Annotated in this window: 14 protein-coding genes; 7 read left to right on the top strand and 7 right to left on the bottom strand. The window is 64.1% G+C overall.

The window, feature by feature from the left end; all coding sequences use genetic code 11:
* Positions 1 to 5 precede the first annotated feature (5 nt).
* The 7 genes from EZI54_RS12510 to pilG form a co-directional block, all read right to left on the bottom strand.
* Entirely contained in the window at positions 6 to 1,055 is a 1,050-nt protein-coding gene (locus EZI54_RS12510) for a chemotaxis protein CheB (protein WP_131482225.1), read from the bottom strand.
* Positions 1,055 to 9,145: a hybrid sensor histidine kinase/response regulator gene (locus EZI54_RS12505; protein ID WP_131482224.1), complete on the bottom strand. Its 8,091-nt coding sequence runs from the start codon at positions 9,143 to 9,145 to the stop codon at positions 1,055 to 1,057. Before EZI54_RS12505 ends, EZI54_RS12510 begins: the two co-directional genes overlap by 1 nt.
* An 11-nt stretch (positions 9,146 to 9,156) precedes the next feature.
* Complete coding sequence (locus EZI54_RS12500; protein ID WP_131482223.1) at positions 9,157 to 10,056, bottom strand: CheR family methyltransferase; 900 nt, start codon at positions 10,054 to 10,056, stop codon at positions 9,157 to 9,159.
* A gap of 43 nt (positions 10,057 to 10,099) precedes the next feature.
* Complete coding sequence (locus EZI54_RS12495) at positions 10,100 to 12,172, bottom strand: methyl-accepting chemotaxis protein (RefSeq protein WP_131482222.1); 2,073 nt, start codon at positions 12,170 to 12,172, stop codon at positions 10,100 to 10,102.
* A gap of 77 nt (positions 12,173 to 12,249) precedes the next feature.
* A complete protein-coding gene (locus EZI54_RS12490) occupies positions 12,250 to 12,795 on the bottom strand; it encodes a chemotaxis protein CheW (protein WP_131482221.1) in 546 nt (181 codons plus the stop codon).
* Between the two features lie 19 nt (positions 12,796 to 12,814).
* Entirely contained in the window at positions 12,815 to 13,177 is a 363-nt protein-coding gene (gene pilH, locus EZI54_RS12485) for a twitching motility response regulator PilH (protein ID WP_131482220.1), read from the bottom strand.
* Positions 13,178 to 13,210: 33 nt separating this feature from the next.
* The gene (gene pilG, locus EZI54_RS12480; protein ID WP_123633781.1) at positions 13,211 to 13,603 is read right to left on the bottom strand and encodes a twitching motility response regulator PilG; all 393 of its coding nucleotides are present in this window, start codon (positions 13,601 to 13,603) and stop codon (positions 13,211 to 13,213) included.
* A gap of 462 nt (positions 13,604 to 14,065) precedes the next feature.
* On the opposite strand from pilG, the gene gshB reads away from it, so the two are divergent.
* The 7 genes from gshB to EZI54_RS12445 all read left to right on the top strand — a co-directional run bounded on the left by gshB (position 14,066) and on the right by EZI54_RS12445 (position 19,999).
* Positions 14,066 to 15,010 (top strand): glutathione synthase, encoded by a 945-nt coding sequence (gene gshB, locus EZI54_RS12475; RefSeq protein WP_131482219.1) that lies wholly within the window; start codon positions 14,066 to 14,068, stop codon positions 15,008 to 15,010.
* 184 nt (positions 15,011 to 15,194) lie between these two features.
* Positions 15,195 to 16,058, top strand: coding sequence for an energy transducer TonB (locus EZI54_RS12470; protein ID WP_131482218.1), 864 nt, complete (start codon positions 15,195 to 15,197; stop codon positions 16,056 to 16,058).
* Between the two features lie 74 nt (positions 16,059 to 16,132).
* The gene (locus EZI54_RS12465; protein ID WP_131482217.1) at positions 16,133 to 16,690 is read left to right on the top strand and encodes a YqgE/AlgH family protein; all 558 of its coding nucleotides are present in this window, start codon (positions 16,133 to 16,135) and stop codon (positions 16,688 to 16,690) included.
* Positions 16,683 to 17,105, top strand: a complete 423-nt coding sequence (gene ruvX, locus EZI54_RS12460; RefSeq protein WP_131482216.1) for a Holliday junction resolvase RuvX — start codon at positions 16,683 to 16,685, stop codon at positions 17,103 to 17,105. The genes EZI54_RS12465 and ruvX overlap by 8 nt, the downstream gene beginning before the upstream one ends.
* Before the next feature lie 65 nt (positions 17,106 to 17,170).
* Positions 17,171 to 17,698, top strand: a complete 528-nt coding sequence (gene pyrR / locus EZI54_RS12455; protein ID WP_131482215.1) for a bifunctional pyr operon transcriptional regulator/uracil phosphoribosyltransferase PyrR — start codon at positions 17,171 to 17,173, stop codon at positions 17,696 to 17,698.
* Between the two features lie 4 nt (positions 17,699 to 17,702).
* Positions 17,703 to 18,710, top strand: a complete 1,008-nt coding sequence (locus tag EZI54_RS12450; protein ID WP_131482214.1) for an aspartate carbamoyltransferase catalytic subunit — start codon at positions 17,703 to 17,705, stop codon at positions 18,708 to 18,710.
* Complete coding sequence (locus tag EZI54_RS12445; RefSeq protein WP_131482213.1) at positions 18,707 to 19,999, top strand: dihydroorotase; 1,293 nt, start codon at positions 18,707 to 18,709, stop codon at positions 19,997 to 19,999. Before EZI54_RS12450 ends, EZI54_RS12445 begins: the two co-directional genes overlap by 4 nt.
* Positions 20,000 to 20,081: the final 82 nt, after the last annotated feature.

Below are 20,081 nucleotides of genomic sequence, written 5' to 3'. Positions count from 1 at the left end.
CGTCCTCAGGCGGTGTCGCGATCCTGCTTGCGCTTGAGCAGGCAGGCTTCTTCAAGGGTTTGCATCAGTTTTCGGGCCAGCTGCGCGGGATCGCCCACGAAGCTGGTGCAGCCGGTGGCCCGGACCGAGTCCGGCATCGAGCTGTTGCCACAGCTGTCGCTGTTCTGGACCCAGATGCGGCTGCCATAGGCATGCAGCAATGGTGCCGCGATGGCCCCGTCGTTGCCCATGCCGGAAAACAGGATAGCATGGCAGCGGTCCCGGTAATGGTCGGCCACGTTCAGCAGGACCTGGTCGATGGATGGACCGTAGGGCCCGGGCCAGGGCGTGCCTTTCTCCTGAAGGCGGCCGCCCTCGTCCAGGAACCACTCGTTCTCCACCGGCAGCAGCACCACGTCGCCGTTGCGCACCCGATGGCCGGGTTCCGCCCGGCGCAGGTTGTAGTCCGCGTGGCGCCCCAGCACCCGGGTCAGCACTTCGGTAAAGTTACCGTCGATGTGCTGGGCGTAGATAAAGCCTACCGGCAGTCCCGGCGGCAAATGGTCGAGGAACGTTTTCACGGCGGCCGGGCCGCCCAGTGACGCCCCCAGGATCCACACTTCCTCGGCCGGTTCGTCCGTTTTGCCGAGGGGAATCCAGGTCGGCCGCTCCCGGCGGGTGGCCGGTTCCCCGGGCTGATCCAGCGCTTCCAGCGTGGTGGCGCTGTCCAGTTGTTCCAGCATGCCCAGCTGTTGTTCCAGCTTGTCCAGCAGGCGCCGCTCCCAGCGGGAGGCATCGGTCGTGCCCGGTGCCGGGGCGATGTCCACACCGAACAGGATCGGCGCGTCGGTGTTTTCCAGCAGGAAATCGAACAGCGCGGGGTGATCCGCCTCGTCTTCCAGGGTCACCAGCCAGAGTTCGACGTCGGGTATCGCCGGCTGCGCCAACAGGCGCCCGGGATCCCCGGTAAAGCGGCTGTCCAGGCCGAATTTCCCGACTGCATCCTGCAACCGGCGCCGCTGGAGAGGGCTATCGGATACGATAGCCACCCCCGGCGGCAGCATTTCCCGGGTCATCACTGATTCCCGGTCAGGCGCTCGATGGTGTCAAGCAGCTGGGTTTCCTGGAATGGCTTGCCCAGATACTCGTTGACGCCCAGCGCCAGGGCCCGCTCCCGGTGTTTCTGGCCGGTCCGCGAGGTGATCATACAGATGGGCGTGTCACGCAGGCTGTCATCGTGACGCACGAAGCTGGCCACTTCGAAGCCGTCCATCCGTGGCATCTCGATGTCCAGCAGGATGATGTCGGGACGGTGGTCCTGCAGCTGGGCCACGGCGTCGAGGCCGTCCTTCGCCGTAATGACCACCATGCCGTTACGCTCCAGCAGGCGCGAGGTGACCTTGCGCACAGTCACCGAGTCGTCCACCACCATGACCAGCGTTTCGCGGTCCTCGCGGCGGGCCTGGGCCTGTGCCGCTTCCAGGTCCGCCAGACGCTGGCGCTCGGACAGCATGTCGGAGCGGATCATGGCCGGCAGGTCGAGGATCACGACCACGTTACCATCCCCCAGGATCGTGGCGCCGGACACGCCGCGGACCGAGGAGAACTGCGGCCCCAGGGATTTGACCACGATCTCCCGGCTGCCCATCAGGCTGTCCACCTGCAGGGCCATGGGCTGCTCGGCACCACGCACCAGGATGACCGGTAGCGGCAGGGCCTGACCCTGCAGCTTGGGATGGTGCTCGCTGTGCAGCAGGCCGCCCAGGTACTGCAGGCGATACTGCTGGCCGGCGTATTCGTACAGCGGCGCATCGGGCTTGTAGTACTCTTCCAGTTCATAGGTGCTGACCCGCACGATCCCCTCGATGGTGTTGAGCGGGATGGCGTAGAAATCCTCGCCGGTGGACACCATCAGCGCGCGGTTGACCGAGACGGTGAACGGCAGGCGCACGGTGAAGGTGGTGCCCTCGCCGAGCACCGAGCTGATGTCCAGGCTGCCGCCGAGCTGTTTGATCTCGCTGGCCACCACGTCCATGCCCACGCCGCGGCCGGAGATCTGGGTCACCTGGGCGGCGGTGGAGAAGCCGGGCTGCAGGATGAACTGCAGGATTTCCCGGTCGGACAGGTCCTCGTCTTCGCGCAGCAGGCCCTGTTTGATGGCTTTCTCGCGGACGGCCGAGGTGCGGATGCCGGCGCCGTCGTCCATCATCCGCAGCACCACTTCACCGCCTTCGCGGGTCAGTGACAGGATGATCTCGCCGGTTTCCGGTTTGCCGGCCTTGCGGCGTTCTTCCGGTGTTTCGATGCCGTGGTCGAGGGCGTTGCGCAGCATGTGCTCCAGCGGCGCGACCATGCGTTCGAGGATGTTGCGGTCCATCTCGCCTTCGGCGTTGCGGACGTCGAACTCGACTTTCTTGTTCAGCTCACCGCTGATCTGGCGCACGATCCGGCGCAGGCGGGGCACCATGGACGCGAACGGGTTCATCCGCGTCTTCATCAGGCCTTCCTGCAGCTCGGTGTTGATCCGGGACTGCTGGACCAGCAGGGTTTCCGTATCGCGGGTCCGGTCGGACATGGTTTCACGCAGGTCCGCCAGGTCCGAGGCGGATTCGCTCAGCGCCCGGGACAGCTGCTGGATCGACGAGTAGCGGTCCATCTCCAGCGGGTCGAAATCCTCGCCGTAATCCGGTCCGTGCTCTTTTTCGGCGCGGAACAGGATCTGCGCCTCGGTCTCGATGTCCATCCGGCGCAGCTGTTCGCGCAGACGCTCGATGGTCGCCGCCATTTCGTCCAGGGTGTGGCTGAAATCGCTGGACTGCTGCTCCAGGCGGCTGCGGGTGATACTGGTCTCGCCGGCGAGGTTGACCAGTTCGTCCAGCAGTGGGGCGTTGACGCGGATGGTTTCCTGCGCCGCGCGGGCGGGATCCGCCTTGCGGTTCCTGGCCTGGGGCTTGGGATGCGGCTTGGCCTGCGGCTCCGGCCTGGCTTCCCCTACCGGCTCTGACGACTGCTCCGTCGCGGGTGTCGGTGCGACCGGTGTGTCCGCTTTGTTTTCCGGCGTGGCGGGCAGGGTCACGGGGCCATCGCCGGCATTTTCATAGCGCCTGCGGATGTCGCCCACCATGTCGGTCAGGATGTCGTGATCCCGGGTAATGGCGTTCCAGGTGGCGCCATCCGGCTCATTGCCGCCCAGGTCGATCAGGCGGGTTTCGAAGGCATGGGCCTTGTCCCCCAGCTCAACCAGCTGCGCCAGTCGCGCGCCGCCCTTGAGGGTGTGCAGGGCCCGCTGCAATTCGCGATTGAAATGGTTGCTGGAGGGCTCCTTGCGCCAGTCTTCCAGCAGGTTCTCGATCTGGTCCAGGAGCTCGCCGGCCTCTTCCAGGAAGATTTCCAGCACTTCCGGATCGACGCTCTCCGGCTGGGCGGTTTTGCTGTCGGCCGTCGTCGCGGCTTCGTCGTCCACCGGTGTGATGCCCTGGGCCAGGGCATCGATCAACCCGGTGTCCGCGACCGGTGCACGGCCTTCCTCGATATCGCGCAGCATCTGCGCCAACTGGTTCGACGCTCTTTCGCTGAGCGCCAGGGCGGCGGTGCTGTCGGCGAAATCCGCCAGTGTGGATTCCAGGCGTTCGGACCAGGTTTCCGCCAGATCCGCGATGGGGTCCACGTCGGCCAGTCGCGCGCCGCCCTTGAGTGTGTGCAGTTCCTGCAGTAGCGACGTCATCCCGCCCAGGGTTTCCGGCTCGTCGCGCCACTGCGCCAGGCACTCCTTGATGGCGTCGTGGATCTCCACGCCCTCATCGAGGAAGATGCCGATCAGGTCGTCGTCCCGATCCAGCGTCTCGCCTTCCGCGACGGTCTCCGTGGCGGGTGAGGGCTGCTCGGCTTCCGGTTGGGTTTCCAGTGGAGCACCGGTATCGGTCCGGTCTTCGGACGGCGTCTCGCCGGTCCGGCCGGCGAGAATCGACTGAACGCGTTCGATCAGGGCGGTGGCCGGTTCACAGGGTTTCTGTGCCGCCACCTGCTCGACCATCTGGGCCAGCCGGTCGTGGCAGGCAAACAGCAGGTCCGTCATCTCGGACGTGGCGTCCAGACGGCCTTCGGCAACGCGCTCGAACAGGTCTTCCAGCACGTGGGTCAGATCGCCGATGGCGTCGGCCCCGGCCATGCGGGCGCCCCCCTTGAGGGTATGCACGTCGCGCTGGAGTTCGCCGGCCAGCGCGGTGTTGCTGGGATCTTCGGTCCAGCTGTGCAGCGTGCTGGCGGTAGAATTGACCAAGTCGTAGGCTTCTTCGAGGAAGATGCTCACCAGTTCCTGGTCGAGATCTTCGGCGTCGCTGTCTTCGTCGGCTGCGGCCTGGTCCATGGCTTCCACCAGCAGCGCGTCGTCGAACACGCTCTCGTCGGCTTCGGCTTCCGGCGCTTCGGTTTCCTGGTCCGCAGCGGCTTCCACCTCTGCAGCTTCGTCGGTGGCAGGTGCGGCCGCCGGCGTGTCGGTCAGGGCCGACTTCAGCGCAGCCAGGACGTCGGGCGCGTCCGGGCACTCGCCGTTTTCGGCAATGGCGTCGACCATGGCGGCAAGCTGGTCGTGGGCACGCAGGGCGACGTCGGTGCGTTCGGGCGTGGCGGCCAGCCGGCCTTCGACGATGCGCTCGAACAGCGTTTCCATTTCATGGGCGATGTCCGCCACCGGCGCGATTTCCGCCATGCGGGCGCCGCCCTTCAGGGTATGGAGTTCGCGCTGCAGCTCCTTGACCAGTTGCGGCTGGTCGGGGTTGGCCTGCCATTGGTGCAGTTGCTCGGCGGTGGTGTCGATGATGTCGCCGGCTTCTTCGAGGAAGATTTCCGCCAGTTCCGGATCCAGGTTCTGCAACGCCCCTGTTTCGGTTGGCGTGTCTTCGTCGGGCCCGGCGGCATCGTATTCGTCGGCCTCGTCGGCTTCGGTGACTTCCAGCTGTGGCAGTTCGAGGTCGTCCTCGGGCTCGTCGATGGCCGTTGCGCCGCTGCTGCCGGCATGGCTGCTGATATAGGCCTGGATTTCCTGGACCAGGTCCGGAGCCGGGCGCGGCTGGTCACCGGCGCTGATAGCGTCGACCATGGCTGCGAGGCGGTCATGGCTGCGCAACAGCAGGTCTTCGAGGTCGTCACTGGCGTTGAGCCGGTTGTCGGTCAGGCCTTCGAACAGGGTTTCCAGTTCGTGGGACAGGTCGCCGATCGCGCGGATGTCCGCCAGTCGGGCGCCGCCCTTGAGGGTGTGCAGGTCGCGCTGCAGGTGGCGCAGCAATTCGGTGTCGGACGGTTGTTCGGTCCACTGCTGGAGTCGTTCGCCCGTGCCCTCGATCAGGTCGGCGGCCTCCTCAAGGAAGATGTCGACCAACTCGGGGTCGAGTTCGGTGTCACCGCCCGCCGGCATTTCTGCCCCGGCGGCATCCGATACGTCGTCGGACACCACCTCCAGCGTGGGCAGCTCCAGATCTTCCTCGAAGCTGCTGTCGATCTCGTCCAGTTCCTGGTCAAAGCTGGAATTTGCCTGTTCCCGGAACTGGTCGAGCTGGACCTGGAGGCGGTCCAGCAGTTCAGCGTCGGGTTTGGTGGCCAGACCGGCGGCCACCTGGTCCATCATGTTGATCAGGGCCTCGTGGCCGGCCCGGGCAACGTCGAAGAAGTCGCTGTCGGGCTGCGCCTTGGCGTCAAACACGGCGGCATAGGTTCGCTCCAGCCGATCCGCCAGGCTGGAAACGTCGGTCAGACCGGCGATTTCGGCGCCACGCGCCAGCTGGCGCAGTTCCAGCACCAGCTTGTCGAGCTGCTCATTCTCGCCCGGTGCCGCCGCCCAGGCGTCCAGAATGGAGTCCGCATCCAGCAGGATATCCAGGCCTTCGTTGAGGAAGAGCTGGATCAGTTGCGGGTCCGGCCGCTGTTCGGCCTGGGCGTCGTCGGCGCCCACCGGATTGGAGGACAAGGTGCGGGCCGCCAGCATGTCGAGACGTTCGAGGAACGCATCCGTCCCTGCCAGCGGCTGCTGCGGCGCGCTGCGGATCTGCTCCAGGCCGCGCTCGATAAAATCGCAGGCATCGGCCAGCAGGGCCATCACGTCGCGGTCCGCCCGGTGGTTTTCGGCGCGGGCCGTCTTCACGAATTTCTCCAGCGGAGAAATGAGGGTGGCCAGCGGTTCGATACCGGCGGTATGGGCCGATCCTTTCAGGGTGTGCAGGGCACGGGACAGGCCGTCGGTGTAAGCCGTGGTTTCGCGACCTTCGGCCTCGGCCAGGAACTGTTTGAGCGCCTGCAGGTGGGTCTCTGTTTCGCTCTCGAAGATGTCCAGCAGGACCGGATCCACCAGTTGCTCGTCGGCGGATTCATTCCCTTCGGCATGCTCGGAGAGGCCCTGCGAGGGGGCTGCGGTCGTCGCCGTCTCCGGTTCGACATGGGTGCTGTCGTTGTCTTCCGGCATGCGGCTGGATTCCGGGATCTCGCCGTTGGCCAGGGCGGTCGCACGGGCTTCCAGCGATGCCGTATCCAGCGATGCCGGTTGCCGTGCCTCGAAATCGCTGACCAGGGTCGGAATGACACCCACGACATCGTCCAGCAGGCGGGCGATGTCGTCGTTCATGAACACGCTGCCGTCGATCACCCGGTTAAGCATATTTTCCACCGCCCAGGCCAGCTCGCCAACGACACTGGCGCCAACCATGCGGCCGCTGCCCTTGAGGGTGTGGAACGCACGACGGACTTCGGCCAGCGCCGTACGGTCGTCGAACTGGCGCAGCAGCATGGGGAGGTATTCCCGGATGGTTTCCAGCACCTCGCCCGCTTCCTCGATAAAGATCTCGAGGATTTCGTCGTCAATCAGGTCATCGTCCGGGCTTTCGTCCGCCGTCGGCGTGACGGGCTCGGCCGGTTCAGCGGCTGCGTCCCCGGGTTCGCTTTCGGCGGCCGGTTCGGCCTCGTCGATTGCCGGTTCCGCACTGGCCTCGCTGTCGGGGCCGGTCTTGCGCGTGGTCGCCAGTGCATCGGCCTGGGCGATCAGGTCGTTGACGTCGCCATCGGCGCTGCCGTCACGGAATTCGGTGATCAGGCCAGGAACCCGCTCGATGACCGTATCCACCAGGGAGAAGAGTTCGTCGGTGGGGCGAATGCTCTGGTCAATCACCCGGTTGAGCAGGTTTTCCACCGCCCAGGCCAGCTCACCGATGCTGGTGGCCCCAACCAGTCGGCCGCTGCCCTTGAGGGTATGGAAAGCACGGCGGACTTCGGTGAGGGCCTCGCGATCGTCGTGATCCTGGCGCAGGCGCGGGTAGAAGTCGCGGATGGTGGTCAGGACTTCCTCGGCTTCCTCGATGAAGATCTCGAGGATTTCGTCGTCCACCAGATCGGCATCGGAGGCTTTCGGTGCGTCCGGTTCGGGAGCGGCCTGGAGCGTTTCTTCCTCGGCGGGCGCTGCGGCCGGCTGGTTGCTCCAGGTGGGTTCTTCGCCCACCGGGAAGCCGAGGCTGCGCAGGCTGTCCTCGGCAATCTTGAGGACGCTCTCGTTGTCTTCGATACCTTCGGCCAGGCGCTCGAGGTAGTACTCGATACTGGTCACCATGTCGGCCAGGGTGTCCAGTTGCTGCCAGTCCGGGACTCGCTGGCCGTCCAGCAGGACATCGGTGACGTAGCGCTCGGCGGACGCCAGCATGTTGCAGACGCGTTCCAGCGGCACCAGTTGCAGGCCGCCGCGGATACTGTGCAGCAGGCCCGGAACATGTTCGATCTCACGTCGGTCCCATTGGGCGGCAATGAAATTGACGATGGCGGTCTTGACCTGCTCCAGCGAATTGCGGGATTCACGCAGCAGGGCCCGGTTCGCGTCGTTCAGCTCCTGGGTGCCGTACTGGACTGCGCCGCCGGAGTCCTCGGTGTGGGTCTGGCGCTCTTTCTCAAGGCCGGCCAGGGTGGCTTCGACGTAAAGCAGGGCGCCGGCAATATCCATCAGGATGCCGTCGTCGGCCGGATCATCGTCCCGGCTGAGGCGCTGGACGATCTCAATCTGCTCGGTAACGACCCGGCGCGGGATGCCCAGGCCCAGGACGGCCAGGGTATTGGCCACCTGTTGCAGGCCTGGCAGCAACTCTTCCAGTTCGCTGTTCTGGCGGAATTCGGCGCGCACGAACAGGTCGAGCTGGTCTTTCAGGCGGGCCAGTTCCTCATTGAGGGCGCTGACCACGGAATGGATAGCCTCGCGACCGGGCCCGGACACCCGCCGGCGGGCGTCATCGACGGTTTCGTCGGAGGGCAGGGCCTCTGCCAGTTTATAGCGGCTGCGCAGATCGTTGACCCGGGGTATGCCCAGGTCGTCGGCGCGGGCGACATAGTACAGCAGGTGTTTGAACAGCGCCTCGGGGACCGGCTGCTGCAGGATGTCGCCGTGCTCGTCCAGCAGACGCTTGAGTTCCGCATCCAACTGGCGCAGCAGGGATTTGACGGCGGAGTTGATCGAGTTGTGCCGGCTCTTGAGCGTATCCAGGAAACCGCCGGCCGCCTGCCACAGTTCGCCCCGGGGGGTTCCCTGGCACAGTTTGATGACCCGCTGGATCACCTTGTCCATGTAGTCGAAATGGGAGTCCAGCTCGGCCTCGCGGATGATGCCCACCAGCGCGAACTGGAACATCTGGCGGAGCTTGCGGACGTGGCCCAGCACCTTGGGATCCTGCAGACGCTGGGACGCCGCCGGGTTGGCCCGGAACTCCGCCGCGGACAGGTCCGGCTTGAACAGGGACGTGTCGGACAGCAGGGCTTCCCCACGGGCGGCCCGCAGGTCGTTGAGCAGCGGCAGCAGGGCCAGCGGGAAATCGTCGCGGTGACTGTCCAGGTGCTCCAGGTACTGCGGCAGCTGCAGGATCGCCTGCATCAGCACTTCGATGGCTTCATCGACGTTGCTGGTGGCGTCGTTGAGGATGGCCTGGGCCAGCTTTTCCATCTCTTCGGTCAACAGGGCCGCGCCATAGAGTTCGACCATCTGCAGGGTGCCATGCACCTGGTGGAGATAGTTCAGGCAAAAACGCAGGCGTGCCGTGTCGTCACGGTTGTCGACATAGGCTTCCAGTGCCTGCTGACCCTGTTTCAGGGTGTCCTGAATTTCGCCCCTAACCCAATCCAGGGCGATGCTGTCATGGTGATTGCCCATAACCACTCCGGTTATTCTTCGTCTGTCTGGCGTCGTATCCACGCCAGTACGCTATCCGATGGCACCCGCTGCAGGGATGGATGCTGCCAGTCCGTCAGTTCGCCCTGTCCCAGCACCAGCAGTCCACCCGGTGCCAGTCGTTCGGTCAGTCGTCTGACGATTTCCCTGCGCCGCCAGCGGCGGAAGTAGATCAGCAGGTTCTGGCAGAAAATGATGTTCATGCCATGCATCGGTGCCTGGTTCAGGTCCAGCACATTCAGCCGGGTAAAGCACACTCGCTGCCGGATGGCCGGGTCGATTTCCCATCCATCGCCGGCGGCGGGATGGAAATAGCGATCCCGCACCGCCAGCTCCGTCGTCGACAACCTGCGGCTCCCGAACACGCCCCTCTGGGCCTTGTCCAGGGCCGGCTTGCTGATGTCCGATCCGGAGACCCCGTAAAGGGGCTCCAAATCGAGCTGCTGCATGCACTGATCCAGCAGCATGGCCAGGGTGTAAGGTTCTTCGCCGGTGGAACAGCCCACGCTCCAGGCTTCCAGGGGACGTTTCTTCAGGCTGTCCCGTGGCCGGGTCATGACATAGTCCGAGACCAGTCGGAAGGCGTCGGGATCACGAAAGAAGCGGGTTTCCTGGACCGTAAGCCGATCCACCAGGGTGGCCCATTCGACGATCGCGCCAGGGCCGGAAACCACTTTCTCGTAATAGTCCTGATAGGTCTCGCAACCGATTTCGCGCATGCGAATGCCCAGATTGGTCTGCAGGAACGATTGTCGATCCGGCGTCAGGGTCATTCCGGTCCGCTCCTCCAGTAGCGCCTGCCACTGCTGGAACTGGGCCCCGTCCATCTGGGGAAGGGGCCGCAGCGTCCAGATACCGGCGGACCTGTCGTCGCGCGTTTCGGTCATGATCATGATTCGGCCGTGCTATCCGGCGTCGTCACTTGCACCCCTGCTATCAGCTCACTACGGGAACGTCGCTGTCTTCCTCTTCTTCTTCCGGCAGATCTTCCTCCGGCAGCGTGAAGCCGGCAACGGAGGAACGCAGCTCACCGGCCATTTCGGCCAGGTTACCGATCGACCTGGCCGTCGCGTTGGTACCGGAGGAGGTCTGCGAGGTGATCTCCTGGATAACGTTCATCGTGTTGGAGATGTGAGCCGCGGACGACGCCTGCTGGCGAGCCGCGTTGGAGATGTTCTGGATCAGTTCCGCGAGGTTCATCGATACGTTCTCGATTTCCTCGAGGGCAACACCCGCATCCTGGGCCAGACGGGCACCACGGACCACCTCGGCGGTGGTGTGCTCCATGGAGATAACCGCCTCGTTGGTGTCGGACTGGATCGTCTTGACCAGGGCTTCAATCTGCTTGGTGGCGGCAGAGGAGCGTTCCGCAAGGCGTTGAACCTCGTCCGCAACCACCGCGAAGCCCCGACCCGCGTCACCGGCCATGGAGGCCTGGATCGCGGCGTTCAGGGACAGGATGTTGGTCTGGTCGGCGATGTCGTTGATCAGGGATACGATGTCGCCGATTTCCTGGGAGGATTCACCCAGTCGCTTGATCCGCTTGGAGGTTTCCTGGATCTGCTCACGGATGTTGTCCATGCCGCGGATGGTGTTCTGTACCACTTCCGCGCCTTTCTTCGCGATCGCAACCGACCGCTCTGCAACCGCGGAGGATTCGGCGGCGTTGGAGGAAACCTGGTCGATGGACACGGCCATTTCGTTCACGGCCGCGGAGGCACCGGCAATTTCCTGGGCCTGGTGCTCGGAGGCGTCGGCCAGGTGCATCGCAGTCGCCTGGGTTTCCTGGGCGGCTGAGGAGACTCGGACGGCGGTACCCCGGATCGACTGTACCAGCCCGCGCATCTGGTCGATCGCGTAGTTGATGGAGTCGGCGATGGCGCCGGTGAAGTCCTCGGTTACCGTGGCCTCGGTGGTCAGGTCACCATCGGCCAGGTCGGCCAGCTCGTCCAGCAGTCGCAGGATCGCGTTCTGGTTCTGTTCGTTCTGGTCCTGGGTCGAAGCCAGTCGTGCCTGGGAGGTCCGGTAGATGGTCAGGCCGATCACCACGATAACGGCCGCCAGGGCAGCCAGCAGGATGTAGGCCAGCGCCGGGCTGATCAGGCGTGAGTCGGCCTGGTCACGGAACTGGTCGGCCAGCGTGGAGGTTTCGTTCAGCAGGGCCTGGGAGCTCTGGTAGATCTCGTTAGACGCGCGGCGGACGGTAAACAGGTCCGGCGAGGCGTCGAGGATGGCGTCGACGTTCTGGGAGACGAACTCGAACAGTTCGGAAACCGCGTCCAGACCGTAGCGGGCGTCGTCATCCTTTACCTTGGAGATGCCCATGGCAGCGTTGCCATTGGTCTCGCCGTCAAGGACGCGACCGAACAGCTTGGCGTCGCGACCGAAACGGTCGGCGGCGATGACCGCGTCTTCGTCACCGGAGAGGACGTTGTTAACCGAGCGCACGATCCGTTCCGCCAGAAGGGACTGGCGCTGGGCCAGGGCGACCTGCTCGGCCGGGGCGTTGTTGTCGAGCAGGATCTGGACGATATCGTCGTATTCCACCTGCAACTGGGGGATGTTCTCGTTCAGGGTCTGGGCGACCTTGTGCAGGCCCAGTACCGCCTTGCGGGTGGAGATGATGGTGTCGGCCCGTTCACGAACGGCGTTCCAGTCGGCCTGTACGCCGCTCTTGGCAGCCAGGTCGCTCGGCGGCAGGCCGGTCTCCGGATGGCCCTCGGTGAGGTATCCCCAGAGTTTGGCGAACTGGTCACGGGAGCTCTGCAACTGGTCGAAGGCTTCCGGCGTGCCGCCGGCCGCTTCCGAGGCGTTCTTTGCGATCTCCTGTGATAGGACCCGCAGCTCACTGGCGTGGGCGATGTATTCCTGGTCGTGGCGGCTGTCGCGGTTGATGATGAACAGCACAGCAACGAGCAGGACGGTCAGTACGATCAATGCACCGATCAGGCCGCCAACCAGTTTGTTGGCACCCTGACCCGCATTGAATCTTCCGGCTCTTTTCTTCATTTTCTGGCTCCCGGCCTTATGTCGGCAAGTTGGTCCTTCGGGTCTGGGGATTCAGTGAGCAGGCCCTGCCGTCCTGATCACCATTGAGAAACATCCAGGAAACGCTCATCGTCCATCAAGGCGAAGGTCGAGAAGACGTTCCAGGTTTCTTCGTTGCGTCGATAGCCTCCCTGGACGAAAGGCTGAACGATGTCTGGAATCTGCGCGGGATCTTCGGTGAAGCTTTCCAGCGCGAAATACTGCATGCCTGAGACGCTGTCGACGACCAGTCCGCTAAACAGGTCGCCCCGCTCGATGACCAGCACACGGCGTTCCCGGTGACTGCGGGAACTGCGGCCCAGGTCGAAGAAGTGGGCGAGATCAATCAGGGGCAGCAGCCGGCCGCGGACGTTGGCCGCACCCAGCATAAATGGACGAACCCCCGGTATATGGGTGTACCGGGGGACGTGAAGAATTTCGACAACCTCGCCCATGGGAGCGACGTAGCGCTGTCCAGCCAGCGTGAAGCCGATACCGTTCCACAGTTCGATGGCTTCCTGCTGGGCCGGCAGGCCCGAAGCGAGAGCCTTGCTACGCCGGGCGATATCCGTCAGTACGGCAAAGGGGGCAGCCTGGGCGGACATGCTTACTCCATAGGAACGGTCAGGCGATCAGACTGTTGATGGTCTTGATCAGCTCATCTTCGTTGACGGGTTTGACCAGATAACCCTTGGCACCCTGACGGGTCCCCCAGACGCGGTCGGTTTCCTGATCCTTGGTGGTGACGATCACCACGGGGATGGAAGCCGTGTCCGGTGAGCGGGTCAGCTGACGGGTTGCCTGGAAACCGTTGAGCCCGGGCATGACGACGTCCATCAGGACCAGGTCCGGTTGCTCGGCACGAGCCTTGGCGACGCCATCGGCACCGTTGTCCGCGGAGAGCACTTCGTGCTGGTGCTTTTCCAGGATGCTGGAGATTTTCTTAACCTCGGTCGGGGAGTCGTCGACAATCAGGATGCGGGCCATGAGTTCCTCGATAAATGCGTTGTATTAATCGGTTTACTGTTCCGCCGTGGGAACATACTGACGTATGGTGTTCAGCAGTTCGTCCTTGCTGAAGGGCTTGGTCAGGTACTGGTCGGAACCGACTATACGTCCCTTGGCCTTGTCGAAAAGGCCGTCCTTGCTGGAAAGCATGATGACGGGAGTCTTCTTGAACGCGGAGTTGTTCTTGATCAGGGCGCAGGTCTGGTAGCCGTCCAGGCGGGGCATCATGATATCGACGAACACGATGTCAGGCTGGGTGTCGGCAATCTTGGCCAGGGCATCGAATCCATCCGTTGCGGTGATGACTTCACAGCCAACCTTTTTGAGAAGGGTTTCGGCGGTGCGACGAATCGTCTTGCTATCGTCAATCACCATAATCTTCAGGTTTTCGAAGTTGTCATCCATTATCCAACAGCCTTGCGCTCTACAGGATCGTTGTTGTTCAGCTCCGATTCGAACCACTCTGGCTATTCCAGCCGGTCATACAGTCGAGTCGGCAGCTGGCCTTGCTTCCAGCCCGGCTTCGTTGGCGCCGTCAGACCGGTTTACGAGACCAGCGGGAGATTTGACGGGCCTTTTTAACACACATTCAAGGGGCGTTCTATAAAGCCTGACTATTTATAGATTATAGGTCGCTTGAGAAAAAGCATAAGTTTGTGACCAAATGTACTCTTATGCTTACAAGAGGGCTTGTGGGGCCGGCTTTTGCGTAGTGATTCGGCAGTTTTGGGTAATGCATACTGAATGCCTGTGCACTACTATCGGTCCCGCGCCGGAAGCGCCCGCTGTGCCTGCCAGCATAGCACCTGGGCGTCGGGCTGCTCTGCTGACCCGTTCCTGTTTCCAGAAAGAGGTTGAAGTCGCGTTATGACAGTCAGACTCGGTATCGTCATGGATCCCATCCAGGACATCCACTACAAGAAGGACACGTCGCTGGCGATGCTGTGGGCGGCCCAGAAGAGGGGCTGGGAACTGATCTACATGGAACAGCCCGACCTCTTCCTGGACGGCGGCGAAGCCCGCGCCCGGGTACGCGAGCTGACCGTCCGCATGGATCCCGAAGACTGGTATAGCTTTGGCGATGAATTCGAGATGGCCCTGGGGGAGCTGGATGTGATCCTGATGCGCAAGGATCCGCCGGTGGACCGGGAGTTCATGATGGCCACCTATATCCTCGATGCGGCGGCCGACCAGGGGGCCCTGGTGGTCAATCCGCCCAATGCGCTGCGCGACTGTAACGAAAAGCTGTTCGCCACCCGCTTTATCGACTGTACGCCGCCGCTGGTGGTGACCCGCTCCGCCGACCGCCTGCGGGAGTTCTACACCCGGCACGGCGATGTGATCATGAAACCGGTGGACGGCATGGGCGGTAAATCCATCTTCCGGGTGAAGGAAGGCGACGCCAACCTGGGCGTGATCATCGAGACCCTGACCAACGACGGCAACCACCAGATCATGGCGCAGAAATTCCTGCCGGACATCAAGGACGGCGACAAGCGCATCCTGATGATCGACGGCGAGCCGATTCCCTATGCGCTGGCGCGCATTCCGTCCCAGGGCGAGAACCGGGGCAACCTGGCGGCCGGTGGCCGGGGCGAGGGGCGGCCGCTGACCCAGCGCGACCGGGAGATCTGCGAACGCATAGCGCCCACGCTGAAAGAGAAAGGGCTGATTTTCGTCGGCATCGATGTGATCGGCGACTACCTCACCGAGATCAACGTCACCAGCCCGACCTGCGTGCGTGAGCTGGATCGTGAGTTCGGGATCGATATTTCGTCCCAGTTGCTGGACGCCATCGAAGCGCGGCTCTGAGGCCGATTGGGGAGGAGCGCAGGCGGTGAATGCGCCCACCTCCCCCTGGTTACATCCTGTGACGTTTTGTGCGCAGGATGGACAAGCGCGGGCGAAGGCAGCAAACTTGGGACCTCATCTGAAGGTGTGTCCTGTCGCACCTTCGCGTCTCATGCAGTGGTCAGTGGTTGATTAAGTGGCGAGCATGGCTGTCCAGGTCAGTGATTTCGATCGGTTTTCCTTTACCTTTTTTATGGCACTGGCGCTTCATGCCGTCATCGTGCTGGGGATTTCGTTTGCCCCGGACGACCCGGCACCGGCCGCCGAGACGCTGGAAATCACCCTGGCCCAGCACGATGACAAAAAAGCCCCCGACAAAGCCGATTTCCTCGCCCAGACCAACCAGAAAGGCAGCGGCACCGAGCAGGAGAAGCAGGAGCTGACCACCACGCACCAGGCGCCGGTACAGAACAGCCAGGTCAAGCCCGTCCAGCCCCGTCCGGTGCAGCAGACCCAGCCGGAACCCAAGCCCCGGCCTGAGAAACAGGTGGTCACCACCACGGCCAAGTCACGGCCGGCGGCGCAGGAAGAGAAGAAGGAAAAACCGGTGGACAAGGCTCCGGTGAAGAAAGAGAGCCTGATGGACCGCAGTCTGGAGATCGCCAGTCTCGAGGCCCGCCTGGACCAGCAGCAGCGCGCCTATGCCAGGAAGCCGCGGATCAAGCGGGTGACCGCGGCCTCCACGCTCAAATCCGACAACGCCTGGTATGTCCAGAACTGGGTCAGCAAGGTGACCCGCGTAGGCAACCTCAACTACCCGCCGGAGGCCCGTCGCGCCGGGATATACGGTTCCCTGCGCATGGTGGTGGTGCTGCAGAAGGACGGCAGCGTGAAGGACGTCCAGATCCTGAACTCCTCCGGCAGTAAGGTGCTGGATGACGCCGCCATCCGGATCGTGCGGCTGTCCGCCCCCTTTGCCCCGTTTTCCCAGAAAATGCGCGACCAGTTCGACCAACTGGAAATTATCCGTACCTGGTCATTCCAGCGCCGGGGCCTGTCTTCCGGCTGATCCCGCGTTGCCGGCGGCGGCCTGTCACGTTTCCAGGCTTGCACCGGCGCGCATCCGCACGAATACTAGATCCTATGACAACTGCTGACGATTCACTCCGCAACCGCCTGCTGGTGGCTTCGCCCTATCTCGAGGACCCGGGTTTTCACGGGACCGTGATCTTCATGTGTGAGCACAATGACGAGGGGGCCATGGGGCTGGTGATCAACCGGCCGCTGGATATTTCCGTCGGGGAAGTGCTGGAGCAGCTCGACATGGACGGCGTCGAGATCACCCAGCCAGTCTACGCGGGCGGCCCGGTGCAGCCCGAGCGCGGCTTTATCCTGCATCGCCCTTTCGGCGAATGGCAGAGTTCCATGGCGATTACCGATCAGCTCACCATGACCACGTCCCGCGATATTCTCGAGGCCATCGGCATAGGCGAGGGGCCGTCCGAATTCCTGATGGCGCTGGGCTATTCCGGCTGGTCCTCCGGCCAGCTTGAGGAGGAACTCAACACCAGCAGCTGGCTGGTATGCCCGGCCCATCACGACCTGCTGTTCCGCGTGGAGAGCGACCAGCGTTATGCCGAAGTCCTGCGCACCATGGGCATCGACCTGAACCAGTTGACCGACACGGTGGGCCATGCCTGAGGTGGGCCAGCGCCGGGTCATGGGATTCGACTTCGGTACCCGCCGGATCGGCATCGCCGTGGGCCAGGAAATGCTGGGTACCGCCAAGCCGGTGGCGATGCTCAAGGCCCGGGATGGCCAGCCCGATTGGGACGAGATTGCCAAGGTGGTGGAGGAGTGGCGCCCCGACCTGTTCGTGGTGGGGTTGCCGCTCAACATGGACGGCACCGAGAGCGAGATGTGCCTGCGCGCCCGCAAGTTCGGCAAGCGTTTGCACGGCCGCTTCCATCATCCCGTGGAAATGGTCGATGAGCGTCTCAGCAGCTTCGAAGCCAAGGGCGCGGTCATGGCCCGGGGCGGCTCCCGCGATTTCGGTACCCACGGCGTCGATGACCTGGCGGCGGTGATCATCCTGGAGACCTGGTTCTCCGCCTGAGCCTGCGCTGACCTTCCAATGGCCCTCGTGGTAGACTACCGCGGCTGTTCGCACGGGGGACTACAATGACGGCATTGCTGAACGTGGACGCGTTGCTCGACGATCTCGAGCAGGGCCTGCGCCGCCTCCTCAGGGAGCGTGGCATTGAGCAGCCGGTACTGATCGGCATCCGTACCGGCGGTGTCTGGCTCGCCGATATCCTGCACAAGCGCCTGGGCCTGGACGAGCCCTTTGGTGAGCTGGATATCTCCTTCTACCGGGACGACTTTTCCCGGATTGGGCTGAATCCGAAAGTCCGGCCTTCCCATCTGCCTTTCGAGACCGAGGACCGCCACATCATCCTGGTGGACGACGTCATCATGAGCGGGCGCACCATCCGCGCTGCCATGAACGAGATCTTTGACTACGGCCGCCCCGCCGGCATCATCCTGGCGACGCTGATCGACCTGGGCGCCCGGGAACTGCCGATCCAGCCGGACGTGGTGGGGCAGACCCTGACGCTGAAAGCCAATGAGCGGGTCAAGCTCAAGGGCCCGGATCCGCTGAGCGTGGAACTGCGCCAGGCCGATGCAACGCCGGCAAAAGGAGCCTGATCCGATGACGACAACGGACGCCTCAGCGCGCGCGCTGCAACTCAACGACCAGGGTCAGCTGCGCCATTTCCTGACCATCGACGGCCTCGACCGGGAGCTGCTCACCCGCATCCTGGACACCGCCGACTCCTTCATCGAAGTGGGCGAGCGCCGCATCAAGAAAGTCCCGCTGCTGCGGGGCTGCACGGTGGTGAACCTGTTCTTCGAATCCAGCACCCGCACCCGCAGCACCTTTGAACTGGCGGCCAAGCGCCTGTCGGCGGACGTGCTGAACCTGGACATCAGCACCTCGGCGACCTCCAAGGGCGAATCCCTGTCCGACACCCTGCTCAACCTGGAAGCGATGGCCAGCGACATGTTCGTGGTGCGCCATTCCCGCAGCGGGGCGCCGCATTTCATCGCCCAGTCGGTGACGCCGGGCGTGGCCATCATCAACGCCGGCGACGGCCGCCACGCGCACCCGACCCAGGCGATGCTGGACATGCTCACCATTCGCCAGCACAAGGGCGGTTTCGAAGGGCTAAAAGTGGCGATTGTCGGCGATATCCTGCACTCGCGGGTGGCTCGCTCCCAGATCCAGGCGCTGAATGTCCTGGGTGCCGAAGAGGTACGCCTGATTGCCCCCAGCACGCTGCTGCCGACGGACGTGGAAAGCCTGGGTTGCACTGTGGCCTACGACATGCGCTCGGGGCTCAAGGACATCGACGTGATCATCATGCTGCGCCTGCAGCGTGAGCGGATGGAAGGCGCCTTGCTGCCCAGTGAGCGGGAGTTCTACAAAGTGTACGGTCTGAACACCGAAAAGCTGGCCTACGCCAAGCCGGATGCCATCGTCATGCACCCCGGTCCGATCAACCGGGGTGTGGAAATCGAATCCGCCGTGGCCGACGGGCCGCGCTCGGTGATCCTCAACCAGGTCACCAACGGCATTGCCATCCGCATGGCGGTGATGTCCATGGCGATGGGCGGGCAGCGGGCCCAGCGTGGACAGGATGCGGAGGGACAGGCATGAGCAGCACACCGGCACTGCGCATAGAGAACGGCCGCGTGATCGACCCTCATACCGGTCGGGACGAACAGCAGTCGCTACTGATCCGGGATGGGCTCATAGCCGCCACCGGCAGCGAGGCGGATGCCGCCGCGGCGGATTCGGTTCTGGACGCCGCGGGCGGCTTGCTGACCCCTGGCTTTATCGACCTCTATTGCAACCTGCGCGAGCCCGGCAACGGCCAGAAGGGCTCGATTGCCAGCGAGAGTCGGGCGGCGGCGCGTGGCGGCTTCACCACTGTCTGCGCGGCTCCGGATTCCTCGCCGGTCAACGATTCCAGTGCCATCACCCACCTCATTCGCGATGTCGCCGAGCGTGACGCGCCGATTCGGGTGCTGCCACTGGGCGCCGCGACCAAGGGGCTGTCCGGCGAGCTGCTGAGCGACATGGTGGGCCTGACCGGCGCCGGCTGTGTGGCCCTGAGCAATGGCTCGGAGACCCTGGTCAACGCCCGGGTGCTGCGCCGCTGCATGGCGTACGCACGGACCTTCGGCATCACCCTGATGCTGCACCCACAGAATCAGGCCTTGGCGGCGGACGGCTTCGCCCACGATGGCCTGGTGACGGCGCGCCTGGGTCTGCTGGGCATTCCCGAGGTGGCCGAGACTGCCGCCGTGATGGAGATGATCCTGCTGGCCGAGGAAACCGGCGTGCGCCTGCACCTGAGCCAGCTGTCCTGCGCCCGCAGTGTCGACATGGTCGCCCAGGCCCGCAGTCGCGGTGTGGCGGTTACGGCGGATGTGGCCATGCACCACCTGCTGTTTACCGAGCAGGCGCTGGCCGATTTCGACAGCCGCTACCACCTGCAGCCGCCGCTGCGTTCCGAAGAGGATCGCCAGGGGCTGATCGAAGGCGTGCGCAGCGGTGCCATCGGCGCCATCGTCAGCCAGCACCAGCCCCACGATCCGGCGGCCAAGAATGCGCCGTTGGGTGACACCGAGGCCGGGTTGTCCAGCGTCGAGAGCGTCCTGTCCATGGGACTGATCCTGGTGGAGCGGGGCGAGCTCGAGCTGCCCGCCCTGATCCGCGCCCTGACGACCGGTCCGGCGCAGGTGCTGGGGCTGACGCCGCCGTCGCTGTCGGTGGGGCAGGTGGCCGACCTGTGCTGGATCGATCCGCAGGCGCGCTGGACAGCAACGGCCGAGACGCTGCTGTCCGTCGGCAAGCATGCACCCCTGATGGGCACCGAGCTGCCCGGCGTGGTGAACCAGGCCTGGGTCGACGGGGAGGCGGTGTACACCCGCCAGGACTGAGAGGAGCGCGGGCTGCCGTTTCTTCCGGGCCTGCTACACTTAGTAAGCCTCTGATTGGCTTATGGGCCGGCTCACGAGGGCC

Source organism: Marinobacter halodurans, assembly GCF_004327985.1.
GTDB classification, from domain to species: domain Bacteria; phylum Pseudomonadota; class Gammaproteobacteria; order Pseudomonadales; family Oleiphilaceae; genus Marinobacter_A; species Marinobacter_A halodurans.
Note: the sequence above shows the minus strand (reverse complement) of the source record. Positions and strands in the feature narration are given on the sequence as shown.

What these genes read in the sequence shown, in the direction of transcription:
- pilG (WP_123633781.1), bottom strand. Translation starts at nt 13,603, where the DNA reads ATGGATGACAACTTCGAAAACCTGAAGATTATGGTGATTGACGATAGC.
- gshB (WP_131482219.1), top strand. Translation starts at nt 14,066, where the DNA reads ATGACAGTCAGACTCGGTATCGTCATGGATCCCATCCAGGACATCCAC.
- ruvX (WP_131482216.1), top strand. Translation starts at nt 16,683, where the DNA reads ATGCCTGAGGTGGGCCAGCGCCGGGTCATGGGATTCGACTTCGGTACC.
- EZI54_RS12445 (WP_131482213.1), top strand. Translation starts at nt 18,707, where the DNA reads ATGAGCAGCACACCGGCACTGCGCATAGAGAACGGCCGCGTGATCGAC.
- pilH (WP_131482220.1), bottom strand. Translation starts at nt 13,177, where the DNA reads ATGGCCCGCATCCTGATTGTCGACGACTCCCCGACCGAGGTTAAGAAA.
- EZI54_RS12495 (WP_131482222.1), bottom strand. Translation starts at nt 12,172, where the DNA reads ATGAAGAAAAGAGCCGGAAGATTCAATGCGGGTCAGGGTGCCAACAAA.
- EZI54_RS12470 (WP_131482218.1), top strand. Translation starts at nt 15,195, where the DNA reads ATGGCTGTCCAGGTCAGTGATTTCGATCGGTTTTCCTTTACCTTTTTT.
- EZI54_RS12465 (WP_131482217.1), top strand. Translation starts at nt 16,133, where the DNA reads ATGACAACTGCTGACGATTCACTCCGCAACCGCCTGCTGGTGGCTTCG.
- EZI54_RS12505 (WP_131482224.1), bottom strand. Translation starts at nt 9,145, where the DNA reads ATGGGCAATCACCATGACAGCATCGCCCTGGATTGGGTTAGGGGCGAA.
- EZI54_RS12500 (WP_131482223.1), bottom strand. Translation starts at nt 10,056, where the DNA reads ATGATCATGACCGAAACGCGCGACGACAGGTCCGCCGGTATCTGGACG.
- pyrR (WP_131482215.1), top strand. Translation starts at nt 17,171, where the DNA reads ATGACGGCATTGCTGAACGTGGACGCGTTGCTCGACGATCTCGAGCAG.
- EZI54_RS12510 (WP_131482225.1), bottom strand. Translation starts at nt 1,055, where the DNA reads ATGACCCGGGAAATGCTGCCGCCGGGGGTGGCTATCGTATCCGATAGC.
- EZI54_RS12490 (WP_131482221.1), bottom strand. Translation starts at nt 12,795, where the DNA reads ATGTCCGCCCAGGCTGCCCCCTTTGCCGTACTGACGGATATCGCCCGG.
- EZI54_RS12450 (WP_131482214.1), top strand. Translation starts at nt 17,703, where the DNA reads ATGACGACAACGGACGCCTCAGCGCGCGCGCTGCAACTCAACGACCAG.